The 17,805-nt window shown below is 72.0% G+C and carries 13 protein-coding genes and 1 pseudogene; 6 read left to right on the forward strand and 8 right to left on the reverse strand.

Annotation, left to right across the window (positions count from 1 at the left end):
- Positions 1–49: 49 nt before the first annotated feature.
- The 7 genes and pseudogenes from ACFYOU_RS01775 to ACFYOU_RS01805 form a co-directional block, all read right to left on the reverse strand.
- A pseudogene (locus ACFYOU_RS01775) lies at positions 50–538 on the reverse strand (GtrA family protein); the annotation flags it as partial.
- Positions 539–609: 71 nt separating this feature from the next.
- Positions 610–2,301, reverse strand: coding sequence for a phospholipid carrier-dependent glycosyltransferase (locus ACFYOU_RS01780; RefSeq protein WP_391302721.1), 1,692 nt, complete (start codon positions 2,299–2,301; stop codon positions 610–612).
- Positions 2,298–3,575, reverse strand: coding sequence for a glycosyltransferase (locus tag ACFYOU_RS01785; protein ID WP_391302723.1), 1,278 nt, complete (start codon positions 3,573–3,575; stop codon positions 2,298–2,300). The genes ACFYOU_RS01780 and ACFYOU_RS01785 overlap by 4 nt, the downstream gene beginning before the upstream one ends.
- Positions 3,576–3,813: 238 nt before the next feature.
- Positions 3,814–5,931 carry a DUF255 domain-containing protein gene (locus ACFYOU_RS01790; RefSeq protein ID WP_391302725.1) on the reverse strand — a complete coding sequence of 706 codons (2,118 nt, stop codon included), beginning with the start codon at positions 5,929–5,931 and terminating at the stop codon, positions 3,814–3,816.
- Positions 5,932–6,233: 302 nt separating this feature from the next.
- Positions 6,234–7,202, reverse strand: coding sequence for an NAD(P)H-dependent oxidoreductase (locus tag ACFYOU_RS01795; RefSeq protein ID WP_391302727.1), 969 nt, complete (start codon positions 7,200–7,202; stop codon positions 6,234–6,236).
- Between the two features lie 161 nt (positions 7,203–7,363).
- Positions 7,364–7,987, reverse strand: a complete 624-nt coding sequence (locus tag ACFYOU_RS01800; protein WP_391302729.1) for a TetR/AcrR family transcriptional regulator C-terminal domain-containing protein — start codon at positions 7,985–7,987, stop codon at positions 7,364–7,366.
- Between the two features lie 188 nt (positions 7,988–8,175).
- Positions 8,176–8,376, reverse strand: coding sequence for a hypothetical protein (locus ACFYOU_RS01805; RefSeq protein ID WP_391302731.1), 201 nt, complete (start codon positions 8,374–8,376; stop codon positions 8,176–8,178).
- Between the two features lie 109 nt (positions 8,377–8,485).
- Here ACFYOU_RS01805 and ACFYOU_RS01810 point away from each other — a divergent pair, with 109 nt between their 5' ends.
- A complete protein-coding gene (locus tag ACFYOU_RS01810; RefSeq protein ID WP_391302733.1) occupies positions 8,486–9,664 on the forward strand; it encodes an acyl-CoA dehydrogenase in 1,179 nt (392 codons plus the stop codon).
- A 147-nt stretch (positions 9,665–9,811) separates the two neighbouring features.
- Here the strand turns inward: ACFYOU_RS01810 and ACFYOU_RS01815 are convergent, their stop codons facing one another.
- Positions 9,812–10,888, reverse strand: a complete 1,077-nt coding sequence (locus ACFYOU_RS01815) for a hypothetical protein (protein ID WP_391302735.1) — start codon at positions 10,886–10,888, stop codon at positions 9,812–9,814.
- 774 nt (positions 10,889–11,662) lie between these two features.
- Here ACFYOU_RS01815 and ACFYOU_RS01820 point away from each other — a divergent pair.
- From ACFYOU_RS01820 to ACFYOU_RS01840, 5 genes are all read left to right on the forward strand, one after another.
- Positions 11,663–13,060, forward strand: coding sequence for a hypothetical protein (locus ACFYOU_RS01820; protein WP_391302737.1), 1,398 nt, complete (start codon positions 11,663–11,665; stop codon positions 13,058–13,060).
- 157 nt (positions 13,061–13,217) lie between these two features.
- The gene (locus ACFYOU_RS01825) at positions 13,218–13,637 is read left to right on the forward strand and encodes a helix-turn-helix transcriptional regulator (protein ID WP_389761711.1); all 420 of its coding nucleotides are present in this window, start codon (positions 13,218–13,220) and stop codon (positions 13,635–13,637) included.
- A 5-nt stretch (positions 13,638–13,642) separates the two neighbouring features.
- On the forward strand, positions 13,643–14,059 hold the full coding sequence (locus ACFYOU_RS01830) for a VOC family protein (protein ID WP_389761713.1): 417 nt from the start codon (positions 13,643–13,645) through the stop codon (positions 14,057–14,059).
- Between the two features lie 319 nt (positions 14,060–14,378).
- On the forward strand, positions 14,379–16,667 hold the full coding sequence (locus tag ACFYOU_RS01835; RefSeq protein ID WP_391302739.1) for a CDP-glycerol glycerophosphotransferase family protein: 2,289 nt from the start codon (positions 14,379–14,381) through the stop codon (positions 16,665–16,667).
- Positions 16,654–17,721: a protein kinase family protein gene (locus tag ACFYOU_RS01840; RefSeq protein ID WP_391302741.1), complete on the forward strand. Its 1,068-nt coding sequence runs from the start codon at positions 16,654–16,656 to the stop codon at positions 17,719–17,721. Before ACFYOU_RS01835 ends, ACFYOU_RS01840 begins: the two co-directional genes overlap by 14 nt.
- The last annotated feature ends 84 nt before the right edge of the window (positions 17,722–17,805 follow it).

The raw sequence follows: 17,805 nt of genomic DNA on the forward strand, positions 1-17,805 counted from the left end.
GCGTGGGGCGGGGCGGACCCGCGCCGGTATGAGGGTCATGGGCGTGCTCCTAGGTCGTGGTGCCGGTGCCCTTCGCGTGCGTCGGGCCGTCGGGTGCTTCCGTACCGCTGCCGGTGCCCCGGCGCGTACGGCGTCTGCGGGGCAGGTACACCAGGGTCTCCGTGCCGATGAAGCGCAGGACGAAGGTGGTGACGAGGGCCAGTGCGGTGGCGGGGACGACCGCCATGTCCCACTGCTTGACGAGCAGGGCGATGAGGGGGATGCGCAGCACGAGGTCGGCGTTGGCGAGGAGCGCGAAGCGGGCGGTGCGGTCGGCCCAGTGGCGGTGGTGCCGGCGGTCGCGGAAGAGGAGGAGTTCGATGAGGAGGAAGTTCCAGGCGACGCCGGCTTGGTTGGCGAGGACCTCGGCGGTGAGGTAGTGCAGGCCCGCGGTGGTGAGGGCGTGCAGGGCGAGGAGGTTGGGGAGGAAACCGGTGAGGCCGATCAGCCCGAAGACGATCATGCGGACGAGCGGGTCGGCGGTGCGCAGGGCGGGGAGGGCGAGGGCGCCGGGGTCCGCGGGGAGGCGGGGCGGTTCGGCGACCTCGCCGGGGACGGTGCCGTCGGCGGTCATCCGCTGTCTCCGGTGCCCTTGGTGCCTCCAGTGCCCCCGGCGTCACCGGCGTCACCGGCGTCACTGGTGGTTTTGCGTATCTCGACCCGGGCGGGGCCCTCGCCGAAGACGGCGACGGGGGTGGAGTGGTGCAGGGCGTCCTTGACGGTGGGGAGGTCGACGGCGTCGCGTCGGACGGTGCGGGAGGAGACGACGTAGTCGACGTCGCGCCAGCCGCGGGGCAGCGTCTTGGTGACGGCGGGGTCGAGGTCGGCCTTGTAGAACCAGATGGCGCCGTCGCCGGGTCGGTAGCCGGCGTGGACGAGGTCGAGCCAGATGGCGTCGTCGACGAGGACGCGGGTGCGGGCGGGGTCGGGGACCCGCTGGGCCATCCAGTCGGCGGCCTGGCGGTAGGGCGCGCTCTCGTCGGAGGTGAGGGCGGTGCGGTTGCCGTCGTACCAGCGGGGCACCAGGTACGCCGTCGCGCCGAGGGCGAGGGCGGCGACGAGGCCGATGCGCAGTCCGCGGGGGAGGCGCTTCTCGTTGCTGCGGCGCCCGCGGCTGAGCAGGGCGTGGGTGATGCTGGCGGCGCTGCCGGCGAGGACGAGGGCGAGGAACGGCAGGGCCTGGACGACGTACATGGCGGGCAGGTAGCCGTCGGGGCGCAGGGCGACGAGGGCGAAGATGGCGACGGTGGCGGCGGGGCCGGCGAGGGCGCGGGCGGTGACCGACCAGCGGTAGGTGGCGAGCAGCAGCAGGGCGGCGGCGAGTCCGCCGAGGGGCAGGACCCGGTCGTAGTACAGCCAGTCCTGGAGGACGACGTGGGCGGCGGAGGAGGTGTCGAGGAGGAAGCCGGAGCCGGGGCGGCTCATCTGGTAGGCGGCGCCGTCCCAGAGGGAGACGTGGTCGTCGCCGGGGAGGAGTTCGCCCTTGAGGAGGGCGTACAGGGGGTAGGTGAAGCCGATCAGGGCGCAGGAGGTGATGGCGCCGGTGAAGGCGAACTTGCGCGTGTCACGGTGGCTGAAGCGCCACATGGTGAACAGCAGCGCGGGCAGCACCAGGAGCATCGTCTCCTTGCTGAGGACGCCGATGGCGGCGGCGATCCCGGCGGCGAAGTGGTGCCAGAGGTGTCGGTGGGGTGAGGCGGCGAGGCAGAACGCGAGGAGCATCCACAGGACGGCGATGTTGTCGAGGAAGATCTGTCGCTGGAGGTTGACGGCGAGCGGGGAGAGTCCGAACAGGGCCATGGCGAGGCCGGCGGACCAGCGGGGCAGCCAGAGTCGGCGGGCGAGGACGTAGACGAGGACGGCGCTGATCGCGGCGACGATGAGCATCGCGAGGCGCATGGTGCCGACGGTCATCGTCTCGGGCGCGAACTGGGCGGGGAGCCAGGTGAGCGCGGCGAGTTGCATCCAGCCGACGGGCGGGTGGTCGTACCAGTAGGTGTAGTGGGCGAGGCCGTCGCCCTGTTGCACGGCCCACGCCTGGGCGAGGTAGGTGCCCTCGTCGTCGCTGAAGGTGGGGTACGCGCCGATGTTCCAGCCTTGTACGGCGACGATCGCGGCGAGGAGCGTCCAGCACAGCGCGAGGTCGGTGGGGGAACTGCGGAAGCGGACGACGGGGCGGTGGGTGAGGGCGGGGCGGCGGCGCGCGCGGGGGCGGCCCGCGGGGACGGGGGAGGCGTCCACCGCGGGGAGGGTGGAGGTCACGCGGGGGCGTCCTTACGGGTCGGGGCGGTGGCGGGGGCGGCGGCGAGGTGGGCGCCGACGTGGCTGGTGAGTTCCCAGTCGTGGCGGCCGCGTTGTTCGCGCCAGACGGCGCGGAGCGCGGCGCCGGCGAGGAGCACTTGGTAGAAGGGGCCGCCGACGATGAGCTTGGCGTAGTGCGGCAGGCGCACCCGTAGCCCGTACTGCTTGCCGAAGTCGTGGAGTCCGACGACTTCGAAGACGAAGGTCACCAGGGCGGTGACGGCGGGCAGGAAGGAGAGGAAGGCGATGCCGACGGGCACGTCGAGGAGGAGGGCGACGGCCGCGTTGAGCGGGATGATCACGCCGGTGAACGCCTGGAGGAACGGGGTCATGAGGGTGTACCGGGCGAGGAGGCGTTGCCCGGCGGTGGGGAGTTGCTTCCAGTCCTTCTTGCGGTAGACCTGGAGGAAGCCCTGGTTCCAGCGGGTGCGCTGTTTCAGCAGGGACATCAGGCTGCCGGGGGTCTCCTCGCGGGTGACCATGTCGGAGTCGTAGGCGACGACGACCTTCTTGCCGACGCTCGACAGGCGCACGCCGAGGTCGCAGTCCTCGGCGAGGCAGTGGGGGTCCCAGCCGCCGGCTTCGCGCAGGACGTCGGTGCGGACGAAGACGGTGTTGCCGCCGAGGGGGATGAAGCCCTTCTGGGCGTGCAGGTGGAGCCGGGAGCGGAACCAGAAGAAGTACTCCAGGCAGTTGCGCAGGCTGTACCAGCTGGAGTGGAAGTTGATGAGTTGGACGCCGCCCTGGACGACGTCGGCGCCGGTGGAGCGGAAGGCGTGGTCGACGTGGGTGAGGAGGTCGGGGTGGACCTGGTCCTCCGCGTCGAAGACGCCGACGACGTCGCCCCGGCAGTGCGGGAGGGCGGTGTTGAGGGCCTTGGGTTTGTTCTTGGCCTGGTGGGTGTCGACGACGACCTTGACGCGCGGGTCGCGGGCTTCGGCGTGGCGGGCGACCTCGGTGGTCTCCGGGTCGTCGTGGCCGACGATGACGACGATCTCGAAGTCGGTGTGCCCGGATTCCAGCAGGCGTTGGATGGTGTGGTCGAGCACGGCCTGTTCGTGGCGGGCGGGCAGCAGCAGGGAGAACGACAGGGCGCCGCCGCCCTCGGGGTCGGCGAAGCGGGTGGCGGCCAGCGTCTCGGGGGTGCGCCATGCGTGCATCTGCCACCAGAGCGTGAACGCCGCCATCCAGAAGAGCGCCAGCGACACGGTGGCGATGAAGACAGACGTGAGCAACAGATCCCCCGAGATCCCCCTCGGCGCACGACACTTCGTCGCGCCCCCCACCGATATGGAGAGACTAAGAGGGTTATATGAAGTTGGGGTGCTCAGTCGATGATTGGCCTGTTTCGCATCGCACGTTCGAGCGAGTCGACGTTTCGGGTACGGACGGCGGCGTTCCGGCTCGCGGCAGGGGGGAAAGCGCGTTCACCGATCGCCCCCGGAACCGTCGTCCGGGAGCGATTTCGACTCATCAAGTTGACCTGATATCGGTGCCGTTGAGATCCACACGGACCCCCAGTGCGGCCCGGAAGCCGTCCAGGTCGGTGGTGGGCGCGTCACAGGTGAAGTGACGGCAGATGTAGGCGGTGGCGCGTCCGTCACGTAGCAAGCGGTCGGCTAGCAACGGGAGTTCGACGCCACTCGCGCCACTTCCCTTACCGTCAGCGGTCGTTGGGGCGGACTCGGCAGGGGCACCGACCGCGACGACCGCGCCGGGGGCGGTGGCGAGCAGCGCCGCCCGGTGGAACGCCCGGCGGGCCGGGTCGTCCTCGGCGCCGACGACGGCCACCTCGCGCGGGCCGTCCAGCGCGGCTTCGGCGACGGCGAGGCCCCAGCCGATGAACCGGGGCACCCGGGGGCCGAGGGCCGAGACCACGCCGAGGGCGCGCAGCGCGGCGGTGCGGTGGGGCTCGGAGCCGGTCTGCGCGGCGTAGGACAGCAGGGCGCCGGCGGCGGCGGTCCAACCGGAGGGGGTGGCGTTGTCGGTGGGGTCCTGGGGGCGGCGGATGAGCCGTTCGGCGTCGGAGGCGGTGTCGTAGAGCGCCCCGTCCTCCTCGTCGGTGAACCGGGCCAGTACGTGGTCGAGGAGGAACCCCGCGAAGTCGAGCCACACGCCTTCGCCGGTCACCGACGCCAGGGCGAGGAAACCCTCGGCGACGTCGGCGTAGTCCTCCAGTACGCCGGCGTTCGCGCCGGCGCGGCCGTCGCGGGAGGTGCGGGTGAGCCGGGCGGAGTCGTCGAGGTGGAGACGGATCAGGAGGTCCGCGGCGCTGACGGCGGCCTCGACCAGGTCGGGCCGGTCGAAGTAGGCGCCGGTCTCCGCGAGGGCGGCGATGGCGAGGCCGTTCCAGGCGGCCACCACCTTGTCGTCCCGGCCCGGCGCGGACCGCTCTGCGCGCGCGTCGAACAGCCGCTGCCGCACGGACGCGACCCGTTCGGCGTCGAACATGCCGTCGCTCAGGGGGAGTTGCAGCACCGATGCGCCTTCGCCGCCCTCCGGGAAGGTGCCTTCTTCGGTCACCCCGTAGTGGGCGGCGGCGAGTTCGGCGTCCGCCTCGCCCAGGATCTCGCGCAGTTGCTCCCGGGTCCACACGTAGTAGGCGCCCTCGCTGCTGCGCCCGTCGACGTCCTCGCTGTCGGCGTCGAGGGCGGAGGCGAAGGCGCCCTGCTCGGTGCGGAGTTCGCGCATCATGAAGTCGGCGGTCTCCAGGGCGACCCGGCGGGCCAGCTCGGAGCCGGTGCTCCGCCACAGGTGCGCGTACGCGCGACAGAGCAGGGCGTTGTCGTAGAGCATCTTCTCGAAGTGCGGCACGACCCACTCGCGGTCCACCGAGTAGCGTGCGAAGCCGCCGCCCAGTTGGTCGTAGATCCCGCCCCGGGCCATCCGCTCGCCGGTGTCGACGGCCATCTGCAACGCGCCCTCGGAGCCGGTGCGGGCGTGGTGGCGCAGCAGGAACTCGATCACCATGGACGGCGGGAACTTCGGTGCCCCGCCGAAGCCGCCGTGCTTGGCGTCGTACTCGCGGGTGAGCCCCAGCAGCGCCTGGGACAGCTCCTGCTCGCCCGGCGCCCGGCCGGACCCGTGCCCGATGTGGCGCTCCCCCAGCTCCCGGGTGATCTTCGCGGCGACCTCGGCGACCTCGCCGCGGCGGCCCTGCCACGCCTGGTTGACCCCGTCGAGCACCTGCTGGAAGGACGGCGAGCCGTGCCGCGGCTCGGGCGGGAAGTAGGTGCCGAAGTAGAACGGCTCGGCGTCCGGCGTCAGGAACACGGTCATCGGCCAGCCGCCTTGGCCGGTCGCGGCCTGCACGGCCTCCATGTACACGGCGTCGACGTCCGGTCGCTCCTCGCGGTCGACCTTCACGCTCACGAAGTAGCGGTTGAGGATCGCCGCGGTGGCGTGGTCCTCGAACGATTCGTGGGCCATGACGTGGCACCAGTGGCACGCGGAGTAACCGACCGACAGCAGGACGGGTACGTCGCGCCGGCGCGCTTCCTCGAACGCCTCCTCGCCCCAGGGCCACCAGTCGACCGGGTTGTCGGCGTGCTGGAGCAGGTAGGGCGAGGTCGCGCTGGCCAGCCGGTTCATGCGGTCCAGCCTCTCACAGCGCCGGACGCGACCTGCGAGAACGGCACGGTTCGAAGGACCTCCCGCCCGGTCGGACGGCTCGGCCTCCCGGAAGTCCGGGCCGGGTGCAGCAGCGAGGTCCGGGGCGCGGAGACGCTTTCCGTGCTCGCCGAAGGGTCCTCGGGCGCCGATGACCCGGTCCGCCCGCTCGCACGACGGCGCGCGAGGGGAGCGCCGCGGCCGGCTCCCGGCGTCGGCGGGGGCCGCATCGTCTGCTGCCGCCCCCGCCGACGCCGGCGCCGCACGGCCCGGTGGTTGCGGTGTCAGGCCTCGGTCGCCGCGGCCTGTCGCGCGAGCGTCTCGCGGACGCCCTTGAAGGACTCGGACCACAGGACCAGGTCGTCCAGGAGCTCGTGGAGGGTGGGCTCCTGGTGCTCGCCGGGGGTGATCTCGCCGGGCTGGGTGGGGTCGACGACGGCGAAGTCGGTGAAGACGTTGAGGGCGACCTGGCTGCTGACGGTCGCCACCTTCAGCTCGGCCAGGACGCCGCGCAGGTGCTCGACCGCGCGGGTGGCGCCGTGGACGCCGTGGCCGACGAACCCGGCCGCCTTGTGGGCCCACTCGGCGTGCAGGTAGTCGATGGCGTTCTTCAGCGGGCCGGGTGCGGAGGCGTTGTACTCGGGGGTGACGAAAACGAAGCCGTCGAACCCGGCGATCGTGCCCGCCCAGGTCTTGGTGTGCTCGTGGGTGTAGACGCCGAAGGCGGCGGGGGCAGGCTCGTCGAGGTGGGGGAGGTCGAAGTCGGCCAGGTCCACCAGCTCGACGGCGACCTCACCGCTCTTGACGGCCGGGTGGCGCCCGGCGGCCTCTATGACCCACTGCGCCGCGACGGCGGTGCGGCGCGTGGGGCGGGTGCTTCCGACGATGACGGCGATGCGGGTCATGGGTCCTGCTTCCTTTGCCTCAACTGACGCAACGTCATGCACTTCGAAAGTACAACGCTCATGGCAATGACTGCAACCATCATTGCTCACCTCCAGTCGGGGTCCGCCGGGTCGACGTCGATGCCGGACGCCGTCGGCCCGCTCCGCGGGCAGGCTCATGCAGTGGGCGTCGAAGTCGGTGGTCTCCCGGAAGGCGGGCAGCCGGTACAGGTCGCGCGCGTACGCCCACAGGTGCGGGAACGTCCGGACGGCCCGGGCGGGGCCGAGCCGGTCGCCGGCGTAGAAGTGGTCGGCGAGGGTGAACAGGGGGAGGCCGGCACGGTCGGCCTGCGCGGCGTACCGGAGCACGTCGGCGGCGTCACCGACCCCGGCGCTCCAGGGACCAATCCGAAGCGGGGCCCATAAGCCTTGCCACTGCCGAGGTGCGGCTCACCTGAGGCCCAGGCACCTGTGGGTGAGGTTCCGTCAGGTAGAGGTCATGTCCCCGGGCCGGTCCCCCGCCGGACCGGTCAGCGCGGCTGGTAGCCGCGCAGGAAGGCCCGGACGCCGGAGGCGACGAGGCCGTCCACCTCGTCCCGGGGCAGCGGCAGCGCTCCGTAGTAGGAGCGGTCGATGATCTCCCCGGAGATCAGGTGGAGGAAGTGCATCACGGCCCGGCGCGCGTCGTCGGTCTCCAGCAGGCCGTCGTCCACCAGGCCCTGGAAGCGCTCCGCGAGCGCGCGCTCGACGCGGCGCGGCCCCGCCTCGTCCCACGCCTTGAGGAGCTCGGGCGGCAGGTGCCCCACCTCCGCCCGCAGCTGCCGCACCAGGGCGAAGTGGTCGGGGAAGACGTTGAGCGGCTCGACCCAGGCCCGACCGAAGTCGATCAGGTCGGCCTCCAGGTCCGTGATCTTGCGCAGCCAGCGGTCGATCACGTCGAGCTGCGCGTCGTGGATCTGGACCGCGCCCTCCTCGACGATGATCCGGAACAGCTCGGCCTTGCCGTTCTCGAAGTGGTTGTAGATCGTCCTGGTGGAGACCCCGGCCTCCTTGGCGATCGCGTCGACGCTGGTGCGCGTGTACCCGTCGCGGCCGAAGACCGTGCGGGCCCCGCGCATGATCGCCTCCCGCTTCTCCATCAGCCTGCCTGCCACGAAGCACCCCTTCTTCAAGCCCTGTGTCCACGGCGGTCGCGACAACGGGTGACCACCTGCATGGTAGGCAAAGGTCAGGCAGCTTCAGGCCCGTACGGGGCTCCCGTGCGGGCCCGAACGGCGCGCGCGGCCGGTCACGCCGTGGCGAAGGCCGAGGGCCACCGGCACGGCCGCGAGGAGCGCGAGGACTACGGCACCGGAGCGCCCTTCCCGTCCTCGACCCGCAGGTGGGAGACGACGGCGCCGACGAAGAACACCACGCCGATCGCAGCGGCGATGCCCGGTGGCAGGTGTCCGATGCCGATCAGCAGTGCGGGCGCCGGCACCGCCGGGTGCGGGTCGGGACCGACGCGGGCGAGGAGTTCGACGCCACGACGGCCCACTGTCATGGGACCGGCGGGGGCCGATCGTGAGCCCGGGCCGCGGTGGAAGTGGGTCACGAGGGGGTACGGAACATGAGTGCGAGAATCTGGTACGGACCGCAAGGAGGGGGATTTCGTGGGGGACGAAGGCCGGCTGCACGTCAGTGCGGAACTGGCGGGGGTGCTGGAGCGGATCGATGCGCTCGGCAGGACGCTCGACGAACGGGCCGATGCGGCCGAGGAGTTGGGAAGGCTGCCGGAGGAAACGGCGCGGGCGCTGCTCGACACGGGGATCGTACGGGCGGAGCTGCCCCTGAGCCTCGGTGGGTACGAGTTCGCACCGCGCCAGCTGATCGAGACGGCGGAGCGGGTGAGTTACCACGACGCCGCGGCCGGCTGGACCATGATGGCGCTCCAGATGGTGACCGGGACCACCGCGGCGTACCTCGCCGCGGACGCGGCGGCCGAACTGTTCCCGGACGTGCCGAACGGGGCGTACGCGCTGGTGGCCGGGCACGGCACGCGCCCCGGCCGGGCCGTGCCCGTGGAAGGCGGCTACCGGGTCACCGGTCAGTGGCAGTTCGCCTCCGGGATGGCGCACGCCACCCACATCCACAGCGGGATCCAGGTCGAGGGCACCGGCGAACAGCGGGTCCTCACGATGCCGAAGTCGCAGGTCACCCTGGACGGCAACTGGGACGTGCTCGGGCTGCGCGCGACGCACAGCGTCGACTACCACTGCACCGACGTGCACGTCCCGCGTGCGTACACGTACGTCGCGACCACGAACACCCCGGTCAACGGCGGCGCCCTCTACCGCCTCGGCCTGGTCAACCTGGCCGCGATCGGGCACACGGGGTGGGCCCTGGGCGTCGGCCGGCGGCTCCTGGACGAGATGAAACGGGTCGCCGCAGCGCGGCGCGGCTCACGGGGCGCCGCGGTCGACACCTCCCCGTTCCACGCGGAGTACGCGACGGCCGAAGCGAAGCTGCGGGCCGCTCGGGCCTGGGCGGACGACGTGTGGCGGGACGTCGAACACACCCTGGACAAGGGCGAGTTGCCGAACACGGAACAGGACACCCTGATCCGTCTCGCGCTCAACCACACGACCTCGACCGTGTCCGAGGTGGGCCGCACGGTGCACCGCTGGGCCGGCTCGGCAGCGATCCGCCGCGGCCCGCTCGACCGATTCCTACGCGACCTCGGCACGGGTGCGCAGCACATCACGTCCAGCCCGGTCGTGCTCCAGAACTGCGGCGAGTGGCTGAGCGGCGCCCGACCGGACGCCCGGTGGAGCTTCCTCGACCTGACCTGACCTGACCTGGCCTAGCCGGGTCGGGCCTGGCCGGGTCGGATCGGCCCGGCCCGGTCGCCCGGGTCGGGCGTTCCCGCTCTCCGTGGGCCAACGGCGCCGTGTCGCGCCACCTCACCGTCGGTTGCCTCCGAGGGCCGTGAGCGTGCCTCACGGCTCCCGCCGGCCGAGGATCGACTCGTCGAACACGGTCTTCGTCCACGCCCTCGTCTTGAGGTCCTGTTTCCAGGCGCGGCGCTGTAGCCCGTCGGTCGCGATGGTGCGGAAGTCCTTTCCGCCGATCCGGAACTCCGTCTCCTTCACCTCGCCGTCCTTGGCCCACACGATCTCCGGGACCCATCGGCAGTCACAGGTGCGGGTCTCCACCGTGATGCCGACGCTGAGGGCCTTTCCTTCGACGAGTTCCTGCGGCAGCCCCCCGCCCTCGAACCGCACGGTCGCGAAGTCGGCTCCGCCGTCGAGGTCGGCGCGGGCCTTCAGCGTCGTGGGGCCCTCTCCGCAGCCGCCGACCTGGAGTCCCACCACCGTCGCCGCGTCGGCGGCCGGAGCCGCCTTCCGTTCGAGGACCTTGATGCGCAGTTCCTTGATCTGCAAGGGCCTGTCGTCGACGGGTTGGACGTCGAGGGTGAAGCGCGTGCTGCCGGGGTCGCCCGCCGTTTCGTCGTTGATCACCTCGGGGTCGGGGGAGCCGTCCTCCCGCGCGGGGACCGTACCGAGGTCCCCGGGGGCCCGGTTCACCACCCAGGCCTCCCACGGGCAGTGGTAGACGTCGCGGAGGTACTGGATGCCCGCCTTCCCCGCCTCGGACTGGCCCGCCCGTTCACCGTCCGCGGCTGAGGACCGTGCACCCGGTGTGGGGGAGACCGCCCGGGACGGCGGCGACGCACCGGGCGGTGTGGTGACCACGCTCCTCGGCGAGTGGCTCCCGGACACGTAGAGGGGCGGTTTCTCCTCCTCGAACTGCTTGCCGATCCAGGAGAAGGCGCCGACGATCCCCAGGCCGATGACCAGGACGACGACCGGGGCGACGATGAAGGTGGACGTGAAGGCACCGTCCTTCAGGGGCAGGAACCGTTGCCAACCGCTGCGGCGACCGATGCCGGGCTCCGGTGACTCGTCAGACGCGACCGGCGCCAGATCCGCCTGTTGCCCTGTCGCGAGTTCGGGCGGCGTGCCGTCCGGGCGGTGCTCGGAGGGGTCAGGTGTCGGCGGGTTGTCGACTGGCATGAGGTCTCCCGGAACAGACGGAGCGGTTCCAGGGAACATCCCCGCCGAGCGCCTCGGCCACCTCGTCGACGACGTACGAACCTTCCTACGGAATTGCTCGGCACGGGATGCTGCTCGTGTCGGAGGGACCCGGCGGAGGCTCGTTCGGACGGCGCCGTCCCGTAGCCGTCGGTCGCAGCTTGGTCACCGATTGTCGGATCGGTAGACGCGTGTGCGGGAACCCTGAAGGGTAGGTGCCAGAAGGCGCTGGTGGGATGCCACCGCGCACGGACCCACGAGGGGGAACCAGTGGGGGCAGAGCCGAACGACGCACGTCCCGAGCCGGTCGACCGGTCGACCGGTGGCGGCACATTAGACAAGGGCTCCACAGGCCCCACGGAGGAGCAGACCGCGGGAGAACAGCCGCCCGCCACACCCGCACCCGCACCCGGCTTCGGCCCACCACCGAGCACGCCCCCGGGCGAACCGGGCCCGCCGCCCAGCCAACCGCCGGGCCCACCACCCGCAGCCGGACCACCCGCCGCCGGGCCGCCCGCCGGCCCCGCGCCCACCGCACCACCCGCACCCGGCGGCCCGAGCGGCGCAGGCCCCTGGACCGCACCACCACCCCCCACCGCCCCACCCGCCCCCGGCGGCCCGCCACCCGGCTACGGACCCCCACCCCCCGCCGCCCCGCGCGGCGAGGCGAACCCCGCGCAGGCAGCGGCGACCGGCATCCTCAACCTCTCCGGCCTGGGCCTCGGTTACGTCCTCCTGCGCAACTGGGTCGGCGCCGTGCTCTGCTGGATCGCCACCGCAGCCCTCCTGGTGGTCGCCCTCCCCGCCGACGTCGACGGTGTGCCCGTCGGGCTCCTCGTCGGGTACGGCGTCTTCCTGCTCGCCGCAGCCGCCGACGGCGCCCGCCGCGGTCTGCACGCGACCCTCCACCTCGGCGAACCGTTCCGGCGCCTCGCGCTCCCGCTCGCACTGGTGCTGCTCGCGGTGCCCGCCGGCGGTTCGCTGGCGTACGGGTCGGCCCGCGAGGAGGCGAGGGAACAGGCGCTGCTCGACCGCCTCGCCGCCGCCGACACGCTCGTGAAGTCCGCCGACGGCCTGGCCTTCGACAAGGCGGAGCCGATCTACCGCAGGGCCCTCGGCGAGTACCAGGACCTCGGCACGGAGCACCGGGGCTCACGGGCGGGCAAGCTCGTCCCCGAGCGCCTGGACACGTACTACGCGCAGATCTCGGCCCCGTACGGGAAGCAGGCGTACTGCGAGGCCGTCGCGCCGCTCACGTACCTGAGGGGGCTGCCCCGGACCGTCGACGAGGACCTCCTCGGCACCCGGCCCGCCAAGACCGACGACCCGTTGGCGCACTCCCTCTACGAGTGCGGGGTCGCCGCGCTCGGCGTGGAGGCGGTGACACCGTCCGCCAGTGACAGCCTGAACGCGCTGTACGACACCTTCCCGGAGTCCGAGCACGCGGCCAAGGTCGGGCCGGCCGTGCGCACGGCGATCGACGCCCGCACGACCGCGCTCTCCGGTGACGCCCCGTGCAGCGCCACGAGCCAGCTGCGCGCCCTGCGCTCCTCCGTCGCCCTGTTGACGGACCCCGCCGTCGGGAAGGTCGCGAAGGAGGCGTCGTCGGCCGTCCAGAAGGGCGTGTTCGCCTGTGGCACCTGGCAGTTCAAGGGCAAGGACTTCGACGACGCCGTCACCACGATGACCCAGTACGCCAAGGACTACCCGAACAGCGCGCGGGCCGAGCACGCCCGGTCGATCGCCATCGCGGCCGAGATCGCCGACGAGGCGCCCGGAGCCGGGAAGAAGCTGCCCCCGGCCAAGCCGGCCGGCGGCTCCCGCATGGTGCTGGTCATCACCAACGACGGCCCCGGCTCGGTCGAGGTGCTGTACACCGGGCCGGTCACCGGCCGGGCCACCCTGAAGTCGTGCGCGACCTGCACCAAGTACTCGGATCTGTTCCTCCCCCGCGGCCAGAAGGTCAAGGCGTGCAAGGGCCCGTCCTCGAAGTACCCGAAGACGACGCTGCTGCTGCCCGCGGGCAACTACCACTTCCTCCAGAAGCGGGCCGCCACGGGCACCTCGACGTTCGGGGACACCAAGTCGAGCAAGCAGAAGATCGAACCGGGCTACAGCTACACCCACTGCCTGTACGTGACCTCGCTGTTCTGAGACATTCTGAGCCGTTCTGAGATGTTTTGAGCTGTTCTGAACCGCGTCGGCCGCGTCGGCCGCGGGGGCCCGTCGGGGCTCCCGCGGCACCAGGGCGGCACGTCAGCGGGGGCGGCACGTCAGCGGGCGGGCGCCGGGCGTGTGGCAGGGTGGAGGGGTGAATCTGGACGACCTCGTCCGGCTCCGCCGGGCACGTGACCTGATGGACCGCGCGTACGCGCAGCCGCTGGACGTGCCCGCGATGGCGCGCGTCGCCCTGATGTCCCCGGGCCACTTCTCCCGCAGCTTCCGCGCCGCCTACGGAGAAACACCGTACGGCTACCTCATGACACGACGGATCGAGCGGGCCAAGGCACTGCTGCGGCGGGGCGACCTGTCGGTGACCGAGGTCTGCTTCGCGGTCGGCTGCACCTCGCTGGGCTCGTTCAGCTCGCGCTTCACCGAACTGGTCGGCGAGACCCCGAGCGCCTACCGGGCCCGGCGGCACGACGCGGGGGCCGCCGTCCCCGCCTGCATCGCCAAGATCCACACCCGGCCGGTCCGGAACGGCCGGACCGCTCCCCCGCGCCTAGCATGAAACACATGGGCATCAACCTCTCGCAGTGCTTCATCGCCGTCGACGACCACGACGAGGCGCTCGTCTTCTACCGCGACGTCCTGGGGCTCGACGTACGCAACGACGTCAGCTTCGAGGGCATGCGCTGGGTGACCGTCGGCTCCCCGGACCAGCCCGACGTGGACATCGTCCTCGAACCGCCGCTCGCGGACCCGGGCGCCTCCCCCGCCGACCGGGAGGCCATGGCCCGACTGCTGGCCAAGGGGCACCTGCGCGGTGTCATCTTCCGCACCGACGACTGCGACGCCACGTTCGAGCGCATCCGCGCCGCCGGTGGCGAGGTCGTCCAGGAGCCCGTCGACCAGCCGTACGGGGTCCGTGACTGCGCCTTCCGCGACCCCTCCGGCAACTTGCTCCGCTTCAACCAGCCCCGCCGGGCCTGACCTCCCGCCCCGCGGCACCGCCCGAACCACCGTCCCGTCCGAACCACCGCCCCCGCAGCACCGTGTGAGGGGTTGCTCACACCGGTCCGGCGGGCCGCGGGGCCGGTCCGTGGCGCGGCTTCCCCAGATCCCCCAAGGGTTCTGGTGGGACACGAGGTGACTCCCGGGGCACCTGGGGCGGCGGACCGCCCCTCCGAGGCAGGGCCTCACGTTGACGCGGCAACCATTTGGGGGGAACGTGCGTCGAAGTCTTGTACGTCCCGCGGTGAGGGCCGACCCGTTCTCCCGACACGGTTGATCACGAGGAGTCAGTACGGCCATGCCCTCCAGCGACCCCACGCCCACCCCCCGTTTCAGCGTCGTCGTCCCGGTCTTCAAGGTCCAGGGATATCTGCGGGAGTGCCTGGAGTCCCTCCTCGCCCAGGACTTCACGGACTTCGAGATCATCGCGGTCGACGACTGCTCACCGGACCAGAGCGGACAGGTCCTCGCCGAGTTCGCCGCCCGCGACCCCCGGGTGGTGACCGTCCGGCACGAGTCCAACGGCGGGATAGGCCGGGCCCGCAACACCGGTGTGGAGCGGGCCCGCGGCGACTACCTCTTCTTCCTGGACAGCGACGACACGGTCACCCCGGGCACCCTGCGGGCGATGCACGACCGGCTCTCGCTCACCGACGACCCGGACATCCTGATCGTCGACCACGTGCGCACCTACTGGTGGAACGAGGTCCGCACCAGCGCCACGTCCGACCTGCTGGCCCGGACCGGCACCGAGGTGTTCCGGCCGGCCGACCGGACCGAGTTCCTGTCGATGTTCGCCGTGGTGTGGAACCGGGTCTACCGGCGGGACTTCTTCGTCGAGAACGGCTTCGCCTTCACCGACGGCCTGTACGAGGACGCCCTCGTCGTCTACACGACGATGCTCACCGCCGAACGCGCCGTCTGCCTCGACCACGTCTGCGTCGAGTACCGCCAGCGCCGCAACGGGAACTCCATGCAGACGCCGGGACGCCGGCACTTCACCATCTTCGAGCAGTACCAGCGGCTCTTCGCGTTCCTGGACACCCGCCCCGACCTGGACCCGCTGCGGCCGATGCTCTTCGAGCGGATGATCAGCCACTTCCTGCACACCTTCGCCCGCGAGAGCCGGGTGGTGCGCGCCGACCGGCCCGAGTTCTTCCGTCGGGCCACCGAGATGTACCAGCGCCACGTACCGCCCGGCTTCACCCCGCCGACCGGCGTGCAGGGCGCCAAGTTCCAGGCGGTGGCCCGGGGTTCGTACTCCGGCTTCCAGGCCCTCAAGCTGGTCAACGGCACCCGGCTGCGCGGCGCCGACGGGCTGCGCAAGGCCAAGCGGACGGTCGGCAAGCGCGCCTACGCCAGCTACTACCGGCTCCAGTTGAAGCGGCCCATCGACGAGAACCTCGCGGTCTACTCCGCGTACTGGAACCGGACGCCCGCCTGCAACCCCCTGGCGGTGTACGAGAAGGCCAAGGAACTGGCGCCGCACGTCCACGGGGTGTGGGTGGTGCGCGCGGACGCCGTCAAGGGCCTCCCGCCGGGCGTGGACCACGTCGTCGCCAACACGCCGCGCTACTGGGAGGTGATGGCCCGGGCCAAGTACTTCGTCAACAACGTCAACTTCGCGGACCACGTCGTCAAGCGGCCCGGCCAGGTGCACATACAGACCCACCACGGCACGCCCCTGAAGCGCATGGGCATCGACCAGCAGCGCTACCCCGCCGCCGCCAAGGGCATGAACATGGAGAAGCTGTTGGCGCGCGCCGACCGCTGGGACTTCAGCGTCTCCTCCAACCGGCACTCCAGCGAGCAGTGGGACCGGGTGTACCCGTGCTCCTTCGAGTCGGTGGACGCCGGCTACCCGCGCAACGACGTGTACGCCCGGACGGACGGCCGCGAGGTGCTGGCGATCCGGGAGCGCCTGGGCATCGAACCGGGCCGGATCGCCGTGCTGTACGCCCCGACCGCCCGCGACTACCAGGTCGGCTACGTTCCCCGGCTGGACCTGGAACGGGTCAGCCGTGCGCTGGGCCCCGGGTTCGTGCTGATGGTCCGCACCCACTACTTCTACGGCCAGGACCAGCGGCTGACGGAGCTGACCGAGCAGGGCGCCCTGATCGACGTCTCGCGCCACCCGAGCGTCGAGGAACTGTGCCTGGCCTCCGACGCGTTGGTCACGGACTACTCGTCGATCATGTTCGACTACGCGGTGCTGGACCGGCCGATCATCACCTACGCCGACGACTGGGACGTGTACGTCCGTTCCCGGGGCGTCACCTTCGACCTGATGTCCGGCGAGCCCGGCAAGACCCCCGGGGCCGTCGCCACCACGGAGGACGAGCTGATCGAGACGTTCCGCGGGGGCGGCTGGGACGACGAGCGGACCACCGCGCTGCGGGCCGCCTTCCGGGAGCGGTTCTGCTCCTGGGACGACGGGAACGCCGCGGAGCGGGTGGTGCGGCGCACGCTGCTGGGCGAGGCGATCGCCCCGGCCCCGCTGCCGCTGGCGGAGCGGACCACCGCGCCGAGCCCCCGCAGGGCCGCCGCCGGTGCCGGGCACCGGGTAGGCAGCGGTGACGGCAGCTGACGACCTGGCGCGCGGAGCGCGGCTGACGGCCCACGGCGAGGTCTCCACCGCCCTGGCGCTGCACAGCGACGAGGCCCTGGGCGCGCTCGTGGACACGGCCGTACCGCTCGGACGGGGCATCGGCGGGAAGTCGTCCCTGCTGGAGGTCGCCGGACACCGGGTCTTCGTGAAGCGGGTGCCCCTGACCGACCTGGAGCGGCGACCGGAGCACGTCCGGTCCACGGCGAACCTGTTCGAGCTGCCGGACTTCTGCCAGTACGGCCTCGGCGGCCCCGGCTTCGGCGTCTGGCGGGAGCTGGCCGTGCACAGCATGACGACGAACTGGGTGCTGGCGGGCGAACACGAGGGCTTCCCGCTGATGCACCACTGGCGGGTGCTGCCGGATGCGACGCCGCTGCACGAGGAGCTGGCCGACGTCGAGGCGGTCGTCGCGTACTGGGACGACCGCCCGCAGGTGCGCCGGCGCCTCCACGCCCTGCGCGACTCCTCGGCGAGCGTCGCACTGTTCCTGGAGTACGTTCCGCACCACCTCCACCAGTGGCTCGGCACGCAGGTGGCGGCGGGCGAGGAGAGCACGGACCGGGCCTGCGCGATGGTGGAGTCCCAGTTGGCGGCCGGCGTCTCGTTCATGAACGACCGCGGGCTGCTGCACTTCGACGCGCACTTCGAGAACGTGCTGACCGACGGCCGGCGCCTCTACTTCGCCGACTACGGCCTGGCGACCTCCTCCCGCTTCGCGCTGTCGCCGGAGCACGCCGACTTCTACGAACGGCACCGGACCTACGACCGCAGCTTCACCACCGCCTACCTGGTGAACTGGCTGGTCACCGCGCTGCACGGCGACGACCCGCGGGACCGTGGGGTCCGTGAGGCACGGGTGCGCGCGTACGCCGCGGGCGAGCGCCCGACGGGGCTTCCCGAGGCCGCCGCGGCGATCATCGCGCGGGACGCACCGCTCACCGCGCTGATGGCGGACTTCTTCCGCGAGCTCCAGCACCACAGCCGGAAGACCCCCTACCCGCAGGACGAGGTCCGTCGGATCGGCGGCTTCTGAGCCCGTCCGGCACCGGGCCGGTGGGACGTGCGGGCAGCCGAAGGCCCGCGACCCGGACGTTCCGGGCCGCGAACCGTCACGCGC

It is taken from the genome of Streptomyces sp. NPDC005955 (genome assembly GCF_042871255.1).
Lineage (GTDB): Bacteria > Actinomycetota > Actinomycetes > Streptomycetales > Streptomycetaceae > Streptomyces.

What these genes read in the sequence shown, in the direction of transcription:
- ACFYOU_RS01805 (WP_391302731.1), bottom strand. Translation starts at nt 8,376, where the DNA reads ATGACAGTGGGCCGTCGTGGCGTCGAACTCCTCGCCCGCGTCGGTCCC.
- ACFYOU_RS01790 (WP_391302725.1), bottom strand. Translation starts at nt 5,931, where the DNA reads ATGAACCGGCTGGCCAGCGCGACCTCGCCCTACCTGCTCCAGCACGCC.
- ACFYOU_RS01815 (WP_391302735.1), bottom strand. Translation starts at nt 10,888, where the DNA reads ATGCCAGTCGACAACCCGCCGACACCTGACCCCTCCGAGCACCGCCCG.
- ACFYOU_RS01835 (WP_391302739.1), top strand. Translation starts at nt 14,379, where the DNA reads ATGCCCTCCAGCGACCCCACGCCCACCCCCCGTTTCAGCGTCGTCGTC.
- ACFYOU_RS01830 (WP_389761713.1), top strand. Translation starts at nt 13,643, where the DNA reads ATGGGCATCAACCTCTCGCAGTGCTTCATCGCCGTCGACGACCACGAC.